15 protein-coding genes, 1 tRNA gene and 3 pseudogenes are annotated in these 22,090 nt (G+C 63.3%); 7 read left to right on the forward strand and 12 right to left on the reverse strand.

The genetic code is table 11. The annotated features are described in order from the left end of the window. Positions 1 to 96: 96 nt before the first annotated feature. Positions 97 to 466 (reverse strand): annotated as a pseudogene (locus tag P8014_RS12575) (DUF3742 family protein). Between the two features lie 223 nt (positions 467 to 689). On the opposite strand from P8014_RS12575, the gene P8014_RS12580 reads away from it, so the two are divergent. From P8014_RS12580 to mobH, 3 genes and pseudogenes are all read left to right on the forward strand, one after another. Continuing rightward, positions 690 to 1,448, forward strand: a complete 759-nt coding sequence (locus tag P8014_RS12580) for a type IV toxin-antitoxin system AbiEi family antitoxin domain-containing protein (protein WP_337817672.1) — start codon at positions 690 to 692, stop codon at positions 1,446 to 1,448. Continuing rightward, the gene (locus P8014_RS12585) at positions 1,441 to 2,361 is read left to right on the forward strand and encodes a nucleotidyl transferase AbiEii/AbiGii toxin family protein (RefSeq protein ID WP_337817673.1); all 921 of its coding nucleotides are present in this window, start codon (positions 1,441 to 1,443) and stop codon (positions 2,359 to 2,361) included. Before P8014_RS12580 ends, P8014_RS12585 begins: the two co-directional genes overlap by 8 nt. 202 nt (positions 2,362 to 2,563) lie before the next feature. Then, a pseudogene (gene mobH / locus P8014_RS12590) lies at positions 2,564 to 4,396 on the forward strand (MobH family relaxase). Positions 4,397 to 4,436: 40 nt separating this feature from the next. Here the strand turns inward: mobH and P8014_RS12595 are convergent. Both P8014_RS12595 and P8014_RS12600 read right to left on the reverse strand, forming a co-directional pair. After that, positions 4,437 to 6,284: pseudogene (locus P8014_RS12595) on the reverse strand (integrase arm-type DNA-binding domain-containing protein). A gap of 211 nt (positions 6,285 to 6,495) precedes the next feature. Further along, positions 6,496 to 6,569, reverse strand: a tRNA-Gly gene (locus tag P8014_RS12600). Positions 6,570 to 6,748: 179 nt separating this feature from the next. On the opposite strand from P8014_RS12600, the gene P8014_RS12605 reads away from it, so the two are divergent. After that, positions 6,749 to 7,267 (forward strand): DJ-1/PfpI family protein, encoded by a 519-nt coding sequence (locus P8014_RS12605; RefSeq protein ID WP_337817674.1) that lies wholly within the window; start codon positions 6,749 to 6,751, stop codon positions 7,265 to 7,267. Between the two features lie 289 nt (positions 7,268 to 7,556). Here the strand turns inward: P8014_RS12605 and ntrC are convergent, their stop codons facing one another. From ntrC to P8014_RS12640, 7 genes are all read right to left on the reverse strand, one after another. Further along, positions 7,557 to 9,002 (reverse strand): nitrogen regulation protein NR(I), encoded by a 1,446-nt coding sequence (ntrC, locus tag P8014_RS12610; RefSeq protein ID WP_337817675.1) that lies wholly within the window; start codon positions 9,000 to 9,002, stop codon positions 7,557 to 7,559. Continuing rightward, positions 8,999 to 10,078, reverse strand: a complete 1,080-nt coding sequence (gene glnL, locus P8014_RS12615; protein ID WP_337817676.1) for a nitrogen regulation protein NR(II) — start codon at positions 10,076 to 10,078, stop codon at positions 8,999 to 9,001. The genes ntrC and glnL overlap by 4 nt, the downstream gene beginning before the upstream one ends. A 267-nt stretch (positions 10,079 to 10,345) precedes the next feature. Further along, positions 10,346 to 10,900 carry a DUF4124 domain-containing protein gene (locus P8014_RS12620; protein WP_337817677.1) on the reverse strand — a complete coding sequence of 185 codons (555 nt, stop codon included), beginning with the start codon at positions 10,898 to 10,900 and terminating at the stop codon, positions 10,346 to 10,348. A 150-nt stretch (positions 10,901 to 11,050) separates the two neighbouring features. Next, the gene (gene glnA / locus P8014_RS12625; protein ID WP_337817678.1) at positions 11,051 to 12,460 is read right to left on the reverse strand and encodes a glutamate--ammonia ligase; all 1,410 of its coding nucleotides are present in this window, start codon (positions 12,458 to 12,460) and stop codon (positions 11,051 to 11,053) included. A 187-nt stretch (positions 12,461 to 12,647) separates the two neighbouring features. Continuing rightward, positions 12,648 to 13,814, reverse strand: coding sequence for a cation diffusion facilitator family transporter (locus tag P8014_RS12630; protein ID WP_337817679.1), 1,167 nt, complete (start codon positions 13,812 to 13,814; stop codon positions 12,648 to 12,650). Positions 13,815 to 13,864: 50 nt separating this feature from the next. Continuing rightward, positions 13,865 to 14,098 (reverse strand): sulfurtransferase TusA family protein, encoded by a 234-nt coding sequence (locus tag P8014_RS12635; protein ID WP_337817680.1) that lies wholly within the window; start codon positions 14,096 to 14,098, stop codon positions 13,865 to 13,867. Then, complete coding sequence (locus tag P8014_RS12640) at positions 14,091 to 15,134, reverse strand: tRNA (5-methylaminomethyl-2-thiouridylate)-methyltransferase (protein WP_337817681.1); 1,044 nt, start codon at positions 15,132 to 15,134, stop codon at positions 14,091 to 14,093. Before P8014_RS12640 ends, P8014_RS12635 begins: the two co-directional genes overlap by 8 nt. A gap of 1,043 nt (positions 15,135 to 16,177) precedes the next feature. Between P8014_RS12640 and thiS the strand changes: the two genes are divergently transcribed. The 3 genes from thiS to trmB all read left to right on the forward strand — a co-directional run bounded on the left by thiS (position 16,178) and on the right by trmB (position 18,044). After that, positions 16,178 to 16,378, forward strand: coding sequence for a sulfur carrier protein ThiS (gene thiS, locus P8014_RS12645; RefSeq protein ID WP_337817682.1), 201 nt, complete (start codon positions 16,178 to 16,180; stop codon positions 16,376 to 16,378). 101 nt (positions 16,379 to 16,479) lie between these two features. After that, complete coding sequence (locus P8014_RS12650; protein ID WP_337817708.1) at positions 16,480 to 17,274, forward strand: thiazole synthase; 795 nt, start codon at positions 16,480 to 16,482, stop codon at positions 17,272 to 17,274. A 77-nt stretch (positions 17,275 to 17,351) separates the two neighbouring features. Further along, positions 17,352 to 18,044: a tRNA (guanosine(46)-N7)-methyltransferase TrmB gene (gene trmB / locus P8014_RS12655; protein ID WP_337817683.1), complete on the forward strand. Its 693-nt coding sequence runs from the start codon at positions 17,352 to 17,354 to the stop codon at positions 18,042 to 18,044. Positions 18,045 to 18,066: 22 nt separating this feature from the next. Here trmB and P8014_RS12660 read toward each other — a convergent pair whose 3' ends face one another. Together P8014_RS12660 and P8014_RS12665 are read right to left on the reverse strand one after the other, a co-directional pair. Then, positions 18,067 to 19,527: a GGDEF domain-containing protein gene (locus tag P8014_RS12660; RefSeq protein WP_337817684.1), complete on the reverse strand. Its 1,461-nt coding sequence runs from the start codon at positions 19,525 to 19,527 to the stop codon at positions 18,067 to 18,069. 140 nt (positions 19,528 to 19,667) lie between these two features. Then, entirely contained in the window at positions 19,668 to 22,079 is a 2,412-nt protein-coding gene (locus P8014_RS12665) for a sucrose synthase (RefSeq protein WP_337817685.1), read from the reverse strand. Between the last annotated feature and the right edge of the window lie 11 nt (positions 22,080 to 22,090).

Consider the following 22,090-nt stretch of genomic DNA (forward strand, 5'->3'; position numbering starts at 1 on the left):
CAAAGTCGGCTGGGGGTAGTGGCTCTCGCCTTGCGATGACGGCTGTATCGAAAGGTGCTGCGAAGTAAGGAGTACTCTCTCGCGTTGGCGCGACAGCTACGACTCGTCGGGATCGCCCATGTCGATCCGCCAGTCATCTTTGTCGTACAGGCCGACGCCCGAGTGTCCGTCTCTAAGTTCCGGCTGCTTCTCGTCGTCCTCGTCGGCGTTCCGCGCGAGCCATGCGGCGACCACCGCAAAGGCCAGCAGCAGGACGAGCCAGGATACGGTGTAGAGCAGCATGCCAAGTACGGCCAGCTTGACGATCCAGAGCACCGCCGTCGCCGCGCCCGCGGGCACGCCGCGCGTCACCAGCCAGCCGGCGACACGCTGCTCGCGGCGCAGGTATCCACGCCAGGCACGGCCAGCCCCCCCGGCTCAGCCGGTGGCTCCAGCGCCCGTTGTGCGTGTTGGTGGTCATGCTCATGTGCCTCGGCTTCAGTGGTGCCTCACCTCATGGAGCGGCCGGTTGGGGCTTGCCCTCCAGCATAGACCGCGACCAGGAGGGCGGGTTGCGGCTGGCAGAGCCGAGTCGGCCTGGGTCGCAGGTCGATTAGATTTTGCACTATAAATCAAACCTTGTGCTACTTTCTATGCACGTTCTTGCGATAGCTCTAGGAGTTGATTGGATTTCGCGCTATTTTTATAGCATGGATGGAAATTCTCGGCACCAGGTAATCAAGCAACTGCAGGCGGGACTCCCCCGCGGGGCGCCGTTCGACCTTGCCACCCTGAGCCAGTTCGGGGTGTCGCCCCAGCTCGCCGCCCACTATGCCGACGGCGGGTGGCTCGTGCGCCTGGCCCATGGCGTCTATGCCTTCCCGAACGATGAGTTCGGGGTCTACGGTGCGCTGAAGTTCCTGCAACAGCGCGTGCCCGGCCTGCACGTCGGCGGCAAGAGCGCCCTGGCCCTGCAGGGGGTGCGGCACAACCTGGGCAGCCGGGAGGCGCTGGTGCTGTGGGGCGACGGTCGCTTCGCGTTGCCGGCCTGGTTCACTTTGCGCTTTCCGGCCCGCTACGTCCACGCCCGCCTGTTCGACTGGCCGGACACGGCGCTGGCCGGCAAGACCCTGACCACGCCGCCTAGCCTGCCCGAGGATCTGCGGGTGGCAGCCCCCGAACGTGCCGTGCTGGAGCTGCTGTACGAAGCCGGCGTCAAGCAGAGCATCGAAGAGGCCCGCAACCTCTTCGATGGACTGCGTTCCCCCCGCAAGGACTTGCTCGGGCAACTGCTGTCCTGCTGCGCCAGCGTGAAGGCCGTGCGCCTGTTCCTGACCTGGGCGCGCGAGACCAGCCTCGTGGATGTCGATGCCCTGCTGGAGCAGTACCCGGTTCGCACCGGCAGCAACACGCGCTGGATGAGCCGGCTCGATGACGGCACCTTGCTGAGCCTGAGACCTCATGGATAAGACCTACGCGGACACCGTTCGCCTGCTGCTGGCCGTCGCGCCCGACGTGTTCGCCAACGACATCTTCGCCATGAAGGGCGGCACGGCTATCAACCTCTTCGTACGGGACATGCCGCGCCTTTCGGTGGACATCGACGTGGTGTACCTCCCGTGGCAGACGCCGCGCGACGAAGCGCTGCAAGCCATCAACCAGGAGCTGGCCGCCATCGCCACGCGCGTTGCGCCACTGGGCGTGCAGACACGCCTGGTTCGCGCCAAGGACCTGGGAGACACCAAGCTGATCGTCGAAAACGACGCCGGCCAGGTGAAGATCGAGGTGAACGTCGTGTTCCGCGGCAGCGTGCTGCCCGTCGAGCGGCGGCCGCTGAGCGCCAAGACCAGCGATCTGTTCGGCGTCGAGTTCGAGCTGCCGGTTCTGGCACCGGACGAGCTGTACGCCAGCAAGCTGGTGGCCGCGCTGGATCGGCAGCACCCCCGCGACCTGTTCGACGTGTGGCAGCTCTTTGAGTCGGGCGACATCAGCGACGGCATGGTCGAGTGCTTCGTGGTCTATCTGGCGGGTCACAACCGGCCACCCCACGAAGTGCTGTTCGGCAACGACAAGGACATCGCCGGCGAGTACGAGCGGGCCTTTGTCGGCATGACCGAGGTGAGCTGCTCCCTGGAGACACTGCTCGACGCTCGCGCCAGGCTGCGGCGCGAGCTGCCACAGCGACTGAGCACCGCGCACAAGCAGTTTCTGAGCGGGCTGGCGCGCGCAGAGCCGGACTGGTCGCTGGTGCAGTGCCAGCATGCCGCGCAACTGCCGGCACTGCGCTGGAAGCTCGCCAATCTCGAAACCTTCCGCAAGCGCCGTCCCGACGACTTCGCAGCGCAATCCGCCGCCCTCGACACAGGCTTGGGCCAGAGCTGACGAACATTCCGCAGCGCCCCACTTGCCGGGCTTGCCCCATGCCGCATTCATCGTGGCACCCGCGAAGTAGCGGCCCTATACCCAAAGGCTTCCGACAAAGGCCAAAGGGCTGGGAAGGGGCAAAGGAAGGGCGCCAAGGGGAAAGGCCCTATCCTGAAAAGGCCAAAAGGCGCCCCGAGCAGCCCATCATCCGGGGTTCGCCATGCTCTCGCTGTTCCAGCGCAAACGGGTGCCACCCATCGCCGGCACACCGCCCACCTCCGCCATCGAAACTCCGAAATGGTCGATGCGGCCGGAGTCGGCCGCATCGCTGCTGGCCACGCCGCGCCGGCAGAAACTGCTGGAACACATCTGACAGCGCACATCGCTCTCGCGCCGGCAGTTCGCCACGCTCTACCTCGCCCCACTGGAGCGCTACGCCGAGCTGGTCCAGCAGTTCCCGGCCTCCGAGAACCACCACCACGCCTATCCGGGCGGCATGCTGGACCACGGCCTGGAGATCGTCGCCTATGCGCTGAAGCTGCGGCAGTCATACCTGCTGCCTGCGGGCGTCACGCCGGAGGCACAGGCGGCACAGGCGGCACAGGCGGCACAGGCCGAAGCTTGGACCGCAGGCACGGCCTACGCGGCCCTGCTGCACGACGTCGGCAAGATTGCGGTCGATCTGCACGTCGAGCATGCCGACGGCAGCGTCTGGCATCCCTGGCACGGCCCGCTGCGAAAGCCCTACCGTTTCCGTTACCGAAAGGAGCGCGAGTACCGCCTGCACAGCGCCGCCACCGGGCTGCTCTACGCGCGCCTTCTCGATCGGGACATCTTCGACTGGCTCAGCGGCTATCCCGACCTCTGGGCCGCGCTGCTATACGTGCTGGCCGGCCAGTACGAGCACGCCGGCACGCTCGGCAAACTGGTTGTGCAGGCCGATCAGGCATCGGTCGCCCAGGAACTCGGCGGTGATCCCGGCAAGGCGCTGGCGGCGCCCAGGCACGCGCTGCAGCGCAAGCTGCTGGACGGCCTGCGCTATCTGCTCAAGGAGGAATTCAAGCTGAACCAGCCCCAGGCCTCGGATGGATGGCTGACTCAGGATGCGCTGTGGCTGGTCAGCAAGACGGTTTCGGACAAACTGCGTGCCTATCTGCTGTCCCAGGGTATCGACGGCATCCCCTCCAGCAACACCGCCGTCTTCAACGTGCTACAGGACCATGGCATTGCGCAGCCGACGCCGGAGGGCAAGGCGATCTGGAAGGCCACCGTCACCAGCGACGCGGGCTGGTCGCATACCTTCACGCTCCTGCGCCTCGCGCCCTCCCTGATCTGGGAAGGCGACGAGCGGCCTCCGCCGTTCGCCGGAACGGTGACGGTGGTGCAGGAGGAGGCGGAACCAACCATTCCCGCGTCGCTGCCAGCCATGGAGGATTCGGCCGCATCCAAGTCTTTGCCGGTGCAGCCAGCTGGTGCTGTCGAGGCGCTGCTGGATCTGCTTGGCTCCTCCGACGTGGCGTCGGCCATCCTCTCGCCGACCACCGAGTCCCTTCCTCCAACCATGGAAGCGTCGTCTCTCGAATCCATTGAATCGGTGGCACCGATCGACACGCCATTACCGGCACCTGAGTGGCCGTCAGGACTGGAGGAAGCACTGTCGGGCGAACACTTTGTCGCCTGGCTGCGCCGGCGCATCGAGGCGCGCACGCTCATCATCAATGACGCCAAGGCATTGGTGCATACGGCCGCCGATACCGTCTATCTGGTCAGTCCCGGCGTGTTCCAGCGCTACGCTCGGGAACACCCCAAGACTGCTTTCCTTGCAAAACAGGAACAGTTGGCCGATTGGCAATGGGTGCAGAAACGATTCGAGAAGCTGCAACTGCACCGCAAGCAACGGAGCGGTCTGAACATCTGGACCTGCACGGTCACGGGGCCGCGGAAATCGCGGCGCCTCCACGGCTACTTGCTGGAAGACCCGCAGGCCCTGTTCATCAACGCGCCACCGAACAATCCGTACCTGTCGCTGATAACCGATCCCGATCCCGTGTAGAACCCTCATGTCGGCGACCTGCCGTTGGGGCACTTCAGGCTCACATGCCAAGACCCTCACGCTGCATCACCTTCTCGCCCACCGCCCTGCATACCAGATGCACGGCGACGTGCGGGTTCTCCGGCGTCACCGCATCGATCGGGGACTGCCCCTGGAACAGTCCACTCGGCCGCATGAGCGCGTGGTAGATGTGCCACGTATCCACTCCCGGGGGCATCTGCCTGAGGATGGTCTGGACCAGCCGGCGCTTGAGAGGATCGAGTTGCCAATCCGGTACGCGCTGTCCCCGGTTGCCCAGGCTGATCGACAGGAGGTTGCCCACCCGGATTTCGTAAGTGATCCAGCGGCGGGACTTGCCGGCGAGCTTGGCGTATTCGACGACAGAGAGGTTGTGGGGCGCCTCCAGGATATCGAGCAGCAGCATCCGTTCGCGCTGGATGTTCGACAGCGCGGGCTCCTCGGACCGGGGCGCCCGAACGGCCGACAGTCGCTGTACCGGGATCGTTGACAGGTTCATGCCATCCCGCGGCTTTGCCACCAGCAGAATCGGGGCCGCCGCTTCCCCTGGAGGCGTTCCGGCGTTCCGATCCTCCGCGGCGCCGGTCACGCCTTCCAGGTGGACGGTCAGGTGGGCGCTTGCGGCTTCGACCTGGCCTTGTTCGAACAGGTCGAGCCGATCGGCCCAGTCCTGCATCATCCGGCGCCGCTGTTCCACGTACTCGGCGTGGTTGTAGGCCGCGCTCACCTTGTCCCGGTCGGCGTGGGACAGTTGCGCCCCGATCCAAACCTTCGGGTAGCCGATCTCATTGAGCGCCGTCGAAATCGTTCCGCGGATGCCGTGGCCGGTCAGTTGCGACTCGTAACCCAGACGCTTGAGCGCCCCATTGATGGTGTTCTCGCTGATGCGCTCGTTGAGGTCGCTGGCGTGGGCGAACAGATAGCGTTGGGCCGGCTTGAAGCGGTCCAGCATGAACCTGATGACCTCGATGGCCTGAACGGACAGCGGCACGATGTAGGGAGGGATGTCCGCAGGGTTCTTCCCCGCCTTGATCATCTGGGTCTTCAACTGCTTCACGTTCTCCGGCTCGATGATCCACAGGCCGTCGTCCAGAAGGAACTGCCCCGGCTCCGCACGGCGGAGTTCTCCCGTCCGCACGCCCGTCAGTAACAGGAGTCGAATCCCGAGTTGGGTTTGCTGTCTGCCGGGGTACTTGCGCAAGGTTCGCAGGAAAGCGGGCAGCTCCTCCATGCGCAGGAACGGGTCGTGGCGCACGGGCGGCTGGGGCAATGCGACGACATCAAGGTCGGAGGCCGGGTTCCGCTCCAGTCCCGGCACGATCACCAAGGCGTAGCGGAAGAACTGGTTGAACCAGGGTCTTACCTTCTCGGCCACCGACAGTGCCTTGCGCCGCTCGATGCGGCCGACGACCTCAAGCAGGTCGGCGCGGTTGATCTCGTAGATCGACCGCTTGCGCAACGCGGGCAGGACGTCCTTGTCGAAGGCGCGCCGAATCTGGACCAGCGTGCTCTGCCGGCCTTCCTTGAGCTTGAGCGAGCGGTGCGCGAGCCACTTTTCGTAGACCGCCTGGAAAGTGTGCTCGGCGGCCAGGGAGACCGCTTGGCGTTCCTTCTCGCGATGGAGCTGGGGGTTGATGCCTTTGGCCAGTAGCGCGCGGGCCTCGTCGCGTCGAGTGCGGCCATCTCGCAGGCTGATTTCCGGGTAGGTTCCCAGGGACATCCGCTTCTGCTTGCCAAGCCACGTGTAGCGGAAGTGCTAGGATTTCCTTCCCTGCGCGCTCACGCCGAGGGAAAGCCCGTCGAGATCGCCGAGGGTATAGTCCTTGCCGGTAGCCTTGGCCTGCCGGACCGTCATGTCGGTAAGTGCCATGTCTGCTCCTGAACAGAGTCAGGAGTCAGATGCTCATCCCATCGCCCGCTCGCCCCCAGGAACAATCCGGACTCGAACCCGACCGCTTTGATGGACTAAATCAGTCCAGCAGCGGGTGGATTTCGGTGGATCTCACTGGATCGCTGTCTGGCGAAATACTCTTTGCTGACAACGGCTTATGGAACTCAGTGGATTTCCATGGAAGCTGAATTGGAGCGGGTGATGGGAATCGAACCCACGTTAGAAGCTTGGGAAGCTCCTGTTCTACCATTGAACTACACCCGCACGGGTTGGGATTCTACGGAGCCCATGTCCGATCGGCAAGCCGCACCAGTGCAGCTAAGCTACATTCCTGATGTCCGTACGAGCATACGGCTTCCGCCTGAACATCGAATCGATGAACCGCATCCCGGCGACGGCCCTCGCGCGAACGCACCCGAAACGACTCAAGAGGAGGAAACGTCATGGCGGGCAAGCGCCTACTCATGCTGGTCGGGGATTTCGGAGAGGACTACGAGATCATGGTTCCTTTCCAGGCACTGACCATGGTCGGGCACGAAGTCCACGCCGTCTGTCCCGACAAGAAAAAGGACCAGACGATCAAGACCGCCATCCACGACTTCGAGGGAGATCAGACCTACACCGAGAAGCCGGGCCATCGCTTCACCCTGAACGCGGATTTCGACAGCGTTGACGAAAGCAGCTACGACGGCCTGGTCATCGCCGGCGGCCGCGGGCCTGAGTACATACGCCTCAACCAGCGCGTATTGGAAATCACCCGCCACTTCGCCGACGCCGACAAGCCGATCGCGGCAATCTGCCACGGCGCGCAGGTATTGGCGGCAGCGGACGTGATCCGGGGCAAACGCCTGTCGGCCTATCCGGCCTGCGCGCCGGAGGTGCGTCTGGCCGGCGGTGAGTATGCCGACATCGGGATGGATGAGGCCGTAACCGACGGCAAACTGGTCAGCGCCCCCGCCTGACCCGCACATCCGGCGTGGATCGCCGCCTTCCTGCAGGTCTTAGGCACACGCATCGAGCCCTGAGAGAACGAACGATCCATGCGGAAAACGGGGTAATGCTCGGACCCCGCCAATGGGCCAAGGCAGGACGAGAGGGAAAGCAGGCGACGGCTAACCCTTTTCAAGCGACTCAGTGTCGCCGCCTCCATTGGCGGGGTCCACATGGACCACCGCAACGCGTACGCCACGGCGGACAATCAATGCAAACCCCACCCATGGGCCCGACGTCGATACGCCGCTAACGCCAACCTCAGGAAGAAGTCTCCTCCATCTCCTCGTCCTCGCTGTCCTCCGCGACCATGCCCAGCTCCTTGATCTTGCGCGTCAGCGTGTTGCGCCCCCACCCCAACAGCTTGGATGCCTCTTGGCGGCGCCCACCGGTCCGATGCAGCGCGGCTTCGATCAGAATGCGCTCCAAGCGTGGCAGTGCCACATCGAGCAACGGCTCATCCGCCATGGCCACGTGGCGCTGCGCCCAGCGCGCCAGCGGCGCCTCCCAATCCAGGCCTTCGCTCGAGGCCTGACGCTGACGCAACTCCGGCGGCAGATCCTCCAGATGCAACTCGTTGCCGGTAGCCATCACCGTCAGCCAGCGGCAGGTGTTTTCCAACTCGCGCACGTTGCCGGGCCAGGGATAGTGGACGAGGTGCTCTATCACCTCCGGCAGCGGCAGCTTGGGCGTGGTGTCCAGCTCCTGCGCAGCCTGCTGGAGGAAATGCTCGAGCAGAATAGGAATGTCCTCGGGGCGCTCACGCAGCGGCGGGAGGCGCAACCGGATTACGTTCAGACGATGCAGCAGATCCTCGCGGAACTGCCCTTCGGCGACTCTGCGTTCGAGATTCTGGTGTGTCGCCGCGATGATGCGCACGTCGACACGAATCGGCGTGTGTCCGCCAACACGGTAGAACTCGCCATCGGCCAACACGCGCAGCAGGCGCGTCTGCAGCTCCGGCGGCATATCGCCGATTTCGTCCAGAAACAACGTGCCGCCATCGGCCTGCTCGAAACGGCCGCGGCGCTGCGTCTGCGCGCCCGTGAAGGCCCCTTTCTCGTGGCCGAACAATTCCGACTCCAGCAGATCGCGCGGAATCGCCGCGGTATTCAGCGCGATATACGGCCCTCCGGCCCGCGGGCTGTGTTGATGCAATGCACGCGCGATAAGCTCCTTGCCGGTGCCGGATTCGCCCGTGATCAGCACCGTGATGTTGGAGCGTGCCAAACGGCCGATCGCCCGGAACACCTCCTGCATTGCGGGCGCTTCGCCAATGATGCCGGCGCCATCCTCAAGCGACTCGCTGACGCGCGGCACTGGGCGCTCGCGCGCACGCTGCACGGCACGGCGGGCAAGTTCGACCGCTTCGTCCACGTCGAACGGCTTGGGCAGATATTCGAACGCCCCGCCCTGATAGGCGGCGACAGCGGCATCCAGGTCAGAATGCGCCGTAATGATGATGACGGGCAGCTCCGGATGTCCTATATGGATCCGCTCGAGCAGTTCGAGCCCGTCCATGCCCGGCATGCGGATATCGCTGATGACGGCGTCCGGGCGCTCATGCTCAAGCTGTTGCAGCACCGATTCGGCGTCGCTGAAGCTGTGTACGTCGAACCCCGAACCGCTCAGGGCACGCTCCAGCACCCACCGAATGGAGCGATCGTCATCGACAACCCAGAGACTACCGTTGTGGCTGACATTCATGCATTTGCCTCCAAAGGCAAAAGGAGGGTGAAAACGGTATGGCCGGGACGCGACTGGCACTCGATCAGACCGCCATGCTGCGTGACCAGCGATTGAGAAATGGCCAGACCCAGACCGGTTCCGCCAGCCTGACCCGAAACCATGGGATAAAACATGCGTTCGATGAGATTGTCGGGAATGCCTGGGCCGTTGTCGTGCACCTCGATCACCGCGATAAGCCGGTGACGCGTACCGCCGATGGTGTAGTTGCGCGCGATGCGCGTGCGCATGAGGATCTCGCCACGCCCCTCGAGCGCATGCACCGCGTTCTGTACGATGTTGAGCACCGCCTGGATGATCATGTCGCGGTCTATGTACAGATCGGGAATGCTCGGATCGTAGTCCGTGTTGAGCGCAATGCCTCCCGGCGACTCGACGCCGACCAGCTGTCTGACGCGCTCGAGAATCTCGTGCACGTTGACCGACTCCATGCGCGGACGGCTGTTGGGGCCCAGCATCCGGTCCACCAGCGCCCGCAGGCGGTCCGCCTCGCTGATGATGATGCCGGTGTATTCGCGCAGGCCCTCGGAATCCAACTCGCGTTCGAGCAGTTGCGCGGCGCCGCGCAGGCCGCTCAAAGGATTCTTTATTTCGTGCGCCAGACCGCGCAACAGACGACGCGCCGTCGCCTGCTGGGTCAGCAGGCGTTTTTCCCGCGTAATCCGCAGCTGACGATCGATCTGGCTGAGTTCGAGCAGCAAACCCTCGACCGCCTCACCGGTAATCCAAGGTGAAAGCGTGCAATCCACTGTGACGTCGCGTGCGCCGGGCAAAGTGAGCGTTTTCTCACGTTCGGTCTGCGGATGGATGCTCGCCATGACTTCTCGCATCGCTTCCACAAATCCGTTGCCATCCGAAAACATCGCTTCAGCCGGCTGACCCAACATGTTTTGCGCACTGTGTTCCAGTAGCATCTCGCCGGCGGGATTGAGGTATACGAGACGCAGATCCCGGTCGAACATGAACACCGAAGTGGTCAGTCCGTCCAGAATCGCGTGCGCGTCGATCGTGCCAGTTTGAAGTGCAATCTGATTCATCAAGGCATCATAAAGCCGCCCTACCGGGGCATATCGAACGCTCAAGCAATATCCGCGCCCACCCATAGCCCCGCCAAGCCGCTCCCCTACGGACTAGAACGCACCATTGTCGGGCGAAACGCCCCAAATAGGGGCTGTATATCGGAGGACAGAAAAGGCACAGAACCCGCCGCAGCAGAACGCACGGCTCCAATCCGGGAGCCGGCCAAGCGCTGGCCGCCGCACCCACGAGGAGTCCAGCGCGTCGCGCAATAGCGTGAGCAGGCCCTAAGGAGCCGATCCGGCCGGCTTCTTGAACAGAATCGAATGGCGCAACACGTAAAAAGTGATCGCCTTGGAACGACGCAACACCTGGCCCTGCACATCCGTCAGCACGACATAGGCGTGATGAGCCCCACGATCTAGATTCTGTTGCCGAACATCGAGCGAACGGCCGACGTAGACGACTTTTTCATCGAGATACAACTGCAGCGCCTGCCCCTTGGCAAGTTCCGGGCTGACCTGCAGCTTGATGGTGATATCGCCATTGTTCGCACGCAGGGCCTGCTCGTTCTTGGGGCTGACGATGCGCAGCTGCGGCTTGGCCTGCTCGGTGACGGCCGGAGCGCTCTGCGGCGCCGCCTGCGCGGCCGAATTGGGAGCAGGGGCGGCCGGCACGGTATTCAGAGGCTTGAGTTCAACCGAGTGCGACGCCACGCCCGACGGAGGCTTCTGGTCGGAAAAGACGGTATTGCCCTGGGCATCGGTCCAACTGTAGATCTGCGCCCCCACCGCGACAGGCAGGGCCAGGCAAACGACCAGGAAAAGCAATAAACGCTGCATGCCTTGAGCATAGGCGCTGCACGGCGCTCGCCGCAAGCCGCATTCGTCGGCCTGGAGTGACCATCGAAACGGCGCACGCATAAAGACCAGCACAAAAAAGAAACGCCCCGTGCGGGGCGTCTCCGTGACAAACCGCTGCGCCTGAACGGCTCAGAGGCTGTAATACATATCGAATTCCGCCGGATGCGTGGTCATGCGCAGGCGCGTGACCTCCTCCATCTTGAGTTCGATGTAGGCATCGATGGCGTCGTCGGTGAACACGTCGCCGGCCTTCAGGAAGTCGCGGTCGGCGTCGAGCGCGGCCAGGGCCTGCTCCAGCGAGCTGCACACCTGAGGAATCTTCTTTTCTTCCTCCGGCGGCAGGTCGTACAGGTTCTTGTCCATGGCTTCGCCGGGATGGATCTTGTTCTGGATGCCATCCAGGCCGGCCATCAGCATGGCCGTGAAGGAGAAGTAGGGATTGCCGGTCGAATCCGGGAAACGAACCTCGATACGGCGCGCCTTCGGGCTGGACACCCACGGCACACGGATCGAAGCGGAACGGTTGCGCGCGGAATACGCGAGCATCACCGGCGCCTCGAAACCCGGAACCAGACGCTTGTAGCTGTTGGTCGATGCATTCGCGAAGGCGTTGATCGCCTGAGCATGCTTGATGATGCCGCCAATGTAGAACAGCGCCGTTTCGGACAGGCCGCCGTACAGATCGCCGGCGAACAAGTTGACGCCGCCCTTGGACAGCGACTGGTGCACGTGCATGCCGTTGCCGTTGTCGCCGACCAGCGGCTTGGGCATGAAGGTGGCGGTCTTACCGTAGTTATGGGCGACGTTCTGGATGGTGTATTTCATAATCTGGTTCCAGTCCGCTCGCTTGACCAGCGTGCTGAACTGCGTGCCGATCTCGCACTGTCCCGCAGTCGCCACCTCGTGATGGTGCACTTCGACGGGCACACCCATTTCCTCGAGCACTTCGCACATCGCCGAGCGCAGATCCTGCAGCGAATCGACCGGCGGCACCGGGAAGTAACCGCCCTTTACGCCGGGACGGTGACCGATGTTGCCTTCCTCGAACACTTTCTCGGAGTTCCAGCCAGCCTCGTCGGAGTCGATGCTGTAGAAGGCGCCGCCCATCTCGGTGCCCCAGCGCACATCATCGAACACGAAGAACTCGGGCTCGGGGCCGAAGAATGCGGTGTCGGCGATACCGGTGGACTTCAGGTAGGCCTCGGCGCGCTTGGCGATGGAACGCGGGTCGCGCTCGTAGCCCTGCATGTTGGAAGGCTCGATGATGTCGCAGCGCAGGTTCAGGGTGGTCTCGTTGAAAAACGGATCGATGACCGCGCTACCTGCGTCGGGCATCAGAATCATGTCGGAAGCCTCGATGCCCTTCCAACCCGCGATGGAGGAGCCGTCGAACATCTTGCCGTCCTCGAAAAGGCCCTCGTCGACGGTGCTGGACGGCACGCTCACGTGCTGCTCTTTGCCGCGGGTATCGGTGAAGCGGAAGTCGACGTATTTGACGTCGTATTCCTTGATCATGTTCAGAACGTCTGTCGGGGACATGCTAATGGACTCCTCACGCGTGGAACGTTTCTCGAAATGGACAGGCATCGCTCCAGCAATGCTCCTGCTCGACGGTCATAAGCAGAAATAATGCCAAGCCCGGCAAGCTCCCGCCACCAGGATTTGCCGGAACGACCCAAATGCTTGCCGCACCAATCTAGTGCAACAAAATCGTTTTCGCACCAAATTAGGTGCTTGCACAGCGGAAATAGACCATCACCTCTCCAACCTCCGGCAAGGTCTTGGACGCTTCGGTCAATTCGTGTGCAATCTGCTTCGCCTCCTTCGTCCCGGACATTTCGCGCAGGGACAGAAACAACTCCAGATGAACATGGCCGTCTAGGTAATGCAGGCCGACATTCTCCAGCAGGGAGGCCGCGGGAATCTGCCCCCACTGCGCCCGCAGGCGACTCATCAATTCGCCGCGCAGCGGCAATCTCGCACAAGCCGCCTCACGCTCGTCATCCTCGGGATCGATGTGGACGGTAACGTCCGACATCTCCTCGAATTCTTCGATCAAGCGGTGCTCGACGGCTTCGCTGATCCGATGCCCCTCGGACACGCTGATACGGGAATTGACCAGAATGTGCACGTCCGCCAGCGCTTCGCCGCCCATGCGGCGCGTGCGCAACATGTGCAGACCGCTGACACCATCGGTATCGAGAATGGTACGCCTGATCGCCTCGACCTCCTCGGGCTCCAGCCCGGTATCGATAAGCTCGCGCACACCGCTGGAGGCCAGCTGCCAACCGATGCGCGCAATCATGACCGCGACCACGATGGCCGCTATCGCATCCAGGTAGGGCAAGCCGAGCAACGTGCCGCCGATGCCGGCGAACACCACCAGCGAGGAAAACACGTCGGAGCGATGATGCCAGGCGTTGGCCCGCAACAGACTGGAGCGCACGCGCTTGGCGACATGCACGGTGTAGTGGTAGAGCGCTTCCTTGGACACGATGGCGAGCGCGGCGAAAGCCAGAGCCAGAGGCTCCGGATCGAACAGACGTCCCGGATGGAACAAACGCTCTCCGGCATTGAAACCGATCGCCACAGCCACGCCGACCAGGGCCAGGCCGACGAACACCGACCCCAAGGTCTCGATGCGGCGATGGCCGTAGGGGTGTTCCTCGTCGGCATCCTGGCTTCCTTGCTTGGCCGCGAACAACACGACCGCATCGCTGATCAGATCGGAGAGCGTATGCAAGCCATCCGCGATCAAAGCCTGGGAATGTGCGAAGACGCCGCCAGTGATCTGTGCGGCGGACACCACGACATTGACCAACGCGCCGACCAGAGTGACACGCCGCATCGCGGCGAAGCGGACATCGGGGGTGGAAAGGTCGGAGTCGGGCATCAGGCGATGGGTCAAGATGGCGGAACGGCGATTATGCCATAGCCGTGCGCTCAGCCGAGCTCGATCAGAATCTCCACTTCGCCATCGATCTCCTGCGTCTCGATCACACGGTGGCCGTGTACACGGCACCACGCCGGGACATCGGCCAGAGCGCCCGGATCGGTGCAGAAAACCCGCAGCCGGTCACCTGTCGCCAGCCCCTTAACCCGATCCTGCACGCGGATCACCGGCATCGGGCAGAGCAGCCGGCGCGCGTCGAGTTGGTACTCGGAGGACTCAGACATACCAGCTCTGCGCGACGTCACCAATCGGAAGCGGCGCAATGTTCAAGCGCCGCGGCTCGTCACCGGGCTGCGTGACGGCGACTTCGACGCTTGCAGCGTCGCGGCCCTGACTGAAGCGCGCCACGATCCGCGCAGCCAGGGTCAGGTCCTCGGCGCTGAGATACTCGCCTTCGACCAGGGTCAGCGGCCCACCATGACTGATCGGGTGCAGATGCGTAAATTGCTTGCGATAACCCTCAAGGAAGCGCGACTCGCCTTCCTCGCGGGCGACGATGAGCTTGAAATGTGGACGGGGGCGCAAGTGGCGCCCCACCTTGAGCAGCATGATGTCGTCGAGTTCGTAGCGCTTTTCACCGCGGTGCTGCCACAGATCGGCGAGCTTGCGCGAATAGCTCTCGTCCGTGAGAAAGCAGCAGCCTCCAGCGGGCTGCGCATAGTCCTCCAAACCGAAACGCTCGGCCAGCGCCATCTGCGGCTTGCGCGAGCGACCCGAGAAGTTGAATAGCTGCTCCCGGCCCACCCAGCCCTCTCGCTCTGGCAGAGTAGGCGCCAGATTCTTCGCGCACAGAGGGCGCAGCAGCAGATCGTCCGCCCCCGATTCGCGCGCAACGATCGGCATGGTTTGCTTGCGCTGTGACTTGGGCCTCTGGCCGATCACCTCGCCCGTGATAATGAAATCGAAGCCATTGGCCTGCATCCATTCGCGCGCCTTGCCGACCATGAAGACCTTGCAGTCCAGACAGGGATTGAGATTGGCCCCGTAGCCGTGCTTCGGGTTGAGCACCACATCCTTGTATTCCTCAACGATGTCGACGATGTGCAGGCGGATGCCGAGCTGCTCGGCAACCCACAGTGCGTTATTGCGCTTCGGTTTGGCTCGGTCCTGCTTGCGGATGGCGTGTGTGTGTCCCTCCACGCAGAACCCGGTGAAGAAGTTGATGCCTTCGACGTGCACGCCCTGTTCCATTACGGCACGGGTAGCGAGCATGGAATCCAGGCCGCCGGAGATCAGAGCTACTGCCTTGCGTTGAGTCATACGAGCGATTCTGGCGAAACTGCGCTAACTTGAGCAATTGGGTGCGAGATTTTAGCAAAGGGGAAGTTGATCCGCCTGGGTGTATCTCGCTAGAGGGCCGCGATGACTTGTTTCGGGCCTGATTCGAGGTGTGGGGTTTCTGTTGGTTTTACGGTGAGACCTATTTCCATTGTTGGCGCTGAGACTCGTTTCGGGCGCGAATCGGCGTTTCCAGTATTGCCCCTCCTTGGGTGACGCGCCCGCCCCCCTTTCTTTGCATGCCCAAAGTAAAGAGGCGAAAGATAAGGCACCCGAGAGGCCTTGTCCCTGACGGGCAAACCTCGAGCGCACACCCCGTCGCGGGGCACCGCAGGCACTTGCCATCCTGGCAAAGCCTGCTCGGGCGGCGTCCTGCCGCCCGAGCCCGCGCCGGGGCGCACGCTCGAGGCAAGGCCACACGGGAACCGGGGAGGCAAAACAGGGCGCAACCCAAATGTTTGATCTGCTACCAAGCTGATTTAGAACGATTCAGTTTCGGACTCGCCCGGTTTTGACGTTCGGCCCCCTGATCGCTTGCCTCGCGAGCGCGCACCTGGGCGGGGATGGCCGGCAGGACGCCGGCCAAGCAGCCCTTCGCCCGGATGGCGAATGGCTGCGGGCCGCGCTCAGGAGTACGTTCGCGAGGTCGCCCGACAGGGACAAGCGATCCTGGGGGTGCGTTTCTTTCGCCGGTTTCTTTGCGCATTTCAAAGAAAAAATCGTCGGGAACGATTTTTCGCGCAAGCCCCGAAGGGGTGAGGCGCAGGGATGCGTCGAACAAATCGGCTCGGGCGCGTCACCTCGATCATGCGACCCCCCAGAACAAATCGGCTCGGGCGCGTCACCTCGATCATGCGACCCCCCACACCTCAAATCGCGCCCGAAACCGATCACCCAAGCCAACAAGTACACCGCGTTTACTGACACAAGACCAAAACCACAACCACTCATCCATCCCCGACACGAACCCCAAAAAGCTGGCGATAGGAGTAGAATCGCACCCTCAATACCCGGACAGTAGAGCCATGGAGATAACCCTCAACGGCCAGGCCCGCGAAGTACCCGAGGCGATCACAGCGCGCCAGCTCATCGCCATGCTCGACCTCGAAGGCCGCCGTCTGGCGATGGAGGTCAACCAGGAGGTCGTCCCCCGCAGCCATTTCGACGACCATCGCCTGCAACAGGGCGACCGCATCGAAATCGTGCACGCCATCGGAGGCGGGTGAACGGACTCCGCAACCGTCACACGGCCACCCTGAACACTCCGTGGCACACCCCGCAAACAGCTCAACGGATACACAACGCCATGTCCACGAATCCCGCAAGCATCGCTGACGCCAATACCGACGACCTCCTCGCGATCGGAACCCGCCGCTATCGTTCGCGCCTACTGGTCGGCACGGGGAAATACAAAGACCTGGACGAGACCGCGAACGCCGTCGCCGCCAGCGGCGCGGAGATCGTCACCTTCGCCGTGCGCCGCACCAACATCGGCCAGGAACCCGGCGAAGCGAACCTGCTCGACGCCGTATCTCCCGAACGCTACACCCTGCTGCCCAACACCGCCGGCTGCTACACGGCGGCGGACGCCGTGCGTACCTGCCGCCTGGCGCGCGAGCTGCTCGATGGCCACACTTTGGTGAAACTGGAAGTGCTGGGCGATCAGAAGACGCTGTTTCCCAACGTGATCGAAACGCTCGATGCGGCCGAAACGCTGGTCGGCGAGGGCTTCGAGGTCATGGTGTACACCAACGACGATCCGATCATCGCCCGCCGGCTGGAAGAAATAGGCTGCGTGGCGGTCATGCCGCTCGCCGCGCCGATCGGTTCCGGGCTCGGCATCCGCAATCCCTACAGCATTCTCGAGATCATCGAGAATGCGCAGGTTCCAATCATCGTCGACGCCGGCGTAGGTACCGCCTCCGACGCCGCAGTGGCTATGGAACTGGGTTGCGACGGTGTGCTCATGAACACGGCCATCGCCGCTGCGCAAAAACCGGTGTTGATGGCCTCGGCCATGCGCAAGGGCATCGAAGCCGGCCGCGAAGCCTTTCTTGCCGGGCGCATGCCGCGCAAGCGCTATGCCTCCGCATCCTCCCCCGCGGAAGGCTTGGTCGATTAAGCTCCGCCGAGCGCAACCGAAACCCGACTCAACGCAGACTGAAGCCGTCCCAGAACCGGAGCGGCCCGTACCGGACCATGACCAAACAGCATGCACATCGACGCATCCGCAGTTTCGTGCGCCGCGAAGGGCGCCTGACCAGCGGACAGGAACGCGCCCTCGTCGAGTTGGGGCCCCGACTGCTGCTCGATCTGCAGGGCGGCTTTCTCGACCTGACGGACATCTTCGGGCGTACCGCTCCGGTTACCCTGGAGATCGGCTTCGGCAACGGCGAGTCCCTGGCCACACAGGCACAGACCCATCCGGAGCGTGACTATATCGGAATCGAAGTCCATCGCCCCGGCGTCGGTCATTTATTGCAGGTTGCCGAGCGGCTGGCCCTGACCAATTTGCGGGCGTTCAACGCCGATGCGGTAGAGGTGCTGGAGCGCTGCATCGCGGACGGATCGCTGGCCGTGATCCAGATCTTCTTCCCTGATCCCTGGCATAAGAAACGCCACCACAAACGCCGCCTGATTCAACCCGAGTTCGTCACCCTGTTGGTCCGCAAACTCGCCCCGGGCGGACGCATTCACCTCGCCACCGACTGGGAGGATTATGCCGAGCACATGCGCGAGGTCATGGAGGCGGCCCCGGAACTAACCAACCTGCACGGTCCCGGCACCTTTGCACCATCCCCCACCGACCGGCCGCCGACCAAGTTCGAGCAGCGTGGCAAGCGCCTCGGCCACGGCGTCTGGGAACTGATCTACCGCCGCGTGCAAGAATAGCCTACAGAGCGCCCCGGCAACCTCAAGCCTCGATTTCGCAGCGGTTGCGCCCGGCCTGCTTGGCCCGGTAGAGCGCACGGTCGGCACGTTCGAAGACCTCGCTCAGCTCGTCACCCTCGCGAAAAGCCGCTACACCGCCGGACAAGGTCAGCGACACACGTTGGCCGCGATGATGAAACGGCGCAGCGAGAGCCTCCTCACGCAATTTCTCCGCTACCCCCAGAGCCGCCTGCAGCGGCGTCCCCGGCAGGACTAGCGCAAATTCCTCGCCACCGTAGCGGCCGAAAAAATCGCTGTCCCGTACCTTCTTGCGCAGCACCTGTGCCAGCATCGACAAGGCCTTGTCGCCGGCACGATGACCATAAGCGTCGTTCAACCGCTTGAAGTGGTCGATATCCAGCACCACCAGGGATAAGGCGCCGCCCGCACGCTGCCAGCGCTGGAATTCCTTCTCGACGCGCATATCATAAGCCAGCCGATTGGGTACGCCGGTAAGCGCGTCGGTGGTTGCCGCTTCGTGCTCGGCCATCAGCAGCGTGCGCAGTTCCTGGCCTTCGATTTCGAGCGCCTGCAGACGTCCGCTCAGGGTCTCGACCTGCTTCTCCAGTTCCAGCTTGCGCGCTTCCTCCCGGGAGCAGTAGTTGTTCACGCGCTGGAGCAACTTGTTCAGGCTCCCGCGCACCGACTGCTTCAGCTGTTCGAGGCTGTGCGCACCGCTGACGTGTGAGGACAGTCCCTGCACCTGTTCACGCATATTCGCGCTGAGTTCGCGCGCATCCTCCAGCGACGTCGTATTGCTGCTGGCGAAACCCTCGATCTGTTGGGCGACGTCACCCAGGCGCATACCCAAGCCGTCGACAAAGGCTTCCAGGTCGTTGCGCTGGCGCTGCAGCCGTAAAAGCCGTTCGGCGATCAGGTCGGCCAGCGCACCCAGCGCTTCGCTCAACGCCGCCGACGCCTCCCGGCCCTCCGCAGCCAAGCGGATCCGCTCAGCTCGCATGTGCAGTTCCTCGCCGAGATCGAGCCGCTGCAGAAAGATATTGACCACGGACTCGATCAGGCCGCCACCCGCCTCCCGCCTTTCCGGCAGGGCCTGCCTGATCAGATGGGCTACGGTATCGACCACCCCGGCAAAACCAGCCCCTGACTGCGGCCAATGCGCCAGCAGCGATTCGGCTTCTGCCGCACAGGGCTCTGGCCAATCCACCTGCTGCAACAGCGCACGCAGCAACTCGCCGTCTTCCGGCGCAGCAGATTTGTCCGCCGAGTCGGCCGCGTCGTCGTCCAGCACGAGCATGCGCGCTGAAATACGTTCCAGAATGGCGTGCAAGTGCTGGTAATCCAGGCCGTTGCGCACCGCCTTTCTCAGTGCGTACGCCTCATCGTCGATCTGCGGATCCCGCCCCTCCGCAGCCAGACTGAGACGCGACGCCATGAGCCGCAACAGCTCTTCGGCCTCCTGCAAGCGAAGCACTTCATCCATCGGATGGAAAGTCCCCAGTAATTTGTTTTTATTAACAAATACATCGAACAAGCTAGCTGGGCGCGACACGATGCGCCCGGAATACACGGGACCGTACACGCCCCTCCGCCCTTGCGCAAGCGGCAATGAATAGCCACAGTTCAGACCGAGGTCACCACGGCTTCGGCCAGCGGCCGGAACTGCAGACCGTAGAACATCTCGAGATACCGGCGCGTCTCGGCCCGTTCCAGATTGGTCACATACTTCCAGAAACCGTAGATCCGCGACAGGGTCATCATCCGTTCGGCATACAGCGACCAGGTGTAGCGTCTGGCCACGCGCGTTAGAGCCGCATTCGAGATCGACTCCCAGTAGCCATCCTCCCCGGCACAGCGCTCAAAGAACTCCGCCATGCGTTCGGCCGCCTCGGCGCCGTGATTGGGATCGATATGAAAACCCGAACGTCCGTCCTCGATGATTTCCAGCGGACCGCCATAGCGGGTGGCGAAAGTCGGCAGCCCCGAACTCATGGCCTCGATCACCGTCAGGCCGAAGGCCTCGAACAGAGCCGGCTGCACGAATGCGCCCCGCAGGTCGGCGACATAGCGGTACAGCTCGCCGGACAGCGTCTTGTCGAGTCGCACGCCTAACCAGCGCACCTGACCATCCAGGCCGTACTGGTCGAACAGCTCGTGCATGCGACCGATCTGTTCGCGTTCCTCGTGATCGTCGGTACGACCGGCATCGGTATAGCCGGCGATGACCAGTAGATTCGCCTGCTCGCGCAGGCGTTCGCTTTGCCCGTACCACTCCACCAGGCCGGTGATGTTCTTGATGTGATCGAGACGCGCCATGGTGAACAGCAGCGGACGGTCCGGATTCTCGAAGCTGCCGCGTGCATGCTCATCGGCTTCGCCGAACACCAGTCCGTGAATTTCCTCGTGTAGTCCGGGCAGGCGACGTTCCTGGTCCGTGAACGGGAAATAGACGTCGGCGTCGGCGCCGGGGGAGACGATATTGAATTTAGGGTCGAAGATGTCGGTACCGCGTACCACTCGGTACAGGCCTGGCAGGGTATAGGACTCGTAGCTCTCGTACTGGCCGATCGAATCGTCGGTGCCGGCAATCTCCTGATAGGTGCTGGTGACGATGAAGTCCGCCGCGTTCATGGCTATCAGGTCTGCGGTGTACTGCGTGGCGAAATGGTATTGCGCATCGTTGTCGCGCCAGTACAGATCCGAGAACAGGTATTTGGTCTTCTCCAGTGCGTGTGCGATGTTGCACTGGGTCACGCCCATACGCCCGGCCAGAAGGGTGGCGACCAGGTTGCCGTCGGAGTAGTTGCCGACGATCAGATCCGGGCGCCCGTCGAGTTCGGCCGCCACTGCTTGCTGCACTTCGCCCGCGAAACGCTCCAGATACGGCCAGATCTCGAAGCGCGAGATCCAGTGCGGCACGACTTCGCCGTCCGGATTGCGGAACGGCACGCGCAGAATGCGCGCCGAGCGGGTGCCGGAGATCGGTTCGTGCGGTTCGTTGCAGGTGGTACCGTCCGCCTCCGGAATCAGGCGGGTGACGACGATGATGTTGGGTTCGATATCCAGGCCCGTCTCGGCGATGCGGCTGGTCATCTCGCGTTCCAGCGCACGCACCTGATCGAGGATATAGACCACCTGCCCGCCGGTGTCGGGTCGACCGAGCACGTTGGCCTGACCGAAGTAGCCGTGCGGCGAGACGATGAGCAGATTGAAGATCATCGGCACCCGCGCCAGAAAGCGCTCCAGCGAGTTCGGATCGGGCGCTTCCAGGATATCGCCCAGCAGACGCAGCGTTTCGAGCACTCTCGCCGCATCGCGGCCCCAGCCGGGCTCCAGGCCCAGCGCCTTTAGGCGGGCGCCGAATTCGTCCCACGGCGTGTCTTCCGGCAGGCGGCTGAGTATGCGGTCGGCGCGGCGCAGCACGCTGCGCAGTTCGGCGACGCTGCCGAACTGCTCGCCGAGCATCAGTTGCTGGCCGCGATAGGTGTGCACGCGCAGAAAATCGAGCAGATGCTGCGCACGCTGCACGCTCTCCTGGAACAGCTCGCTGGACAGCCTGCGGTTGAGGAATTCCACCCCGCGGCCGATCGAGCGCGTTTCGCGCATGCGCGGGAACTCCCGGTTGAACGGCGCGATGTCGAACTCGAGCGTCCACGGCGGCTCGCTCTGGGCCAGCACCATGCGCTCCTTGTAGACCAGATACTCGGAGACGCTGAGCGGATCTATGTGCAGCGTCTCGAGATTCACGCGCAGGTAGTAGCGGACTCCGACCCGCGGCCGCACCGACAAGCCGATCCACGGCGCGTCGATCACCGCTTCCTCGGCGGCGATCACGAAGCGGTCGAAAATGTCGTCGTCCGGCTCCTGATCGCGCTCCTTCAGCACCGTCACGTGAACGTCCCACAGATCACTGCGCAACAGATGACGGCGGTCGGTCGCAATCAGTGCCCGCAGCCACAGGTACACCGCTTCGCGGTGGCGTTCGGCGTATGCGCGAAACTCCTCCAGGGAGCCGTCGTGAAGCTCTGGCGTCATGCCTGCCTCCT

Source organism: Acidihalobacter sp., from assembly GCF_037381185.1.
GTDB lineage: Bacteria > Pseudomonadota > Gammaproteobacteria > DSM-5130 > Acidihalobacteraceae > Acidihalobacter_A.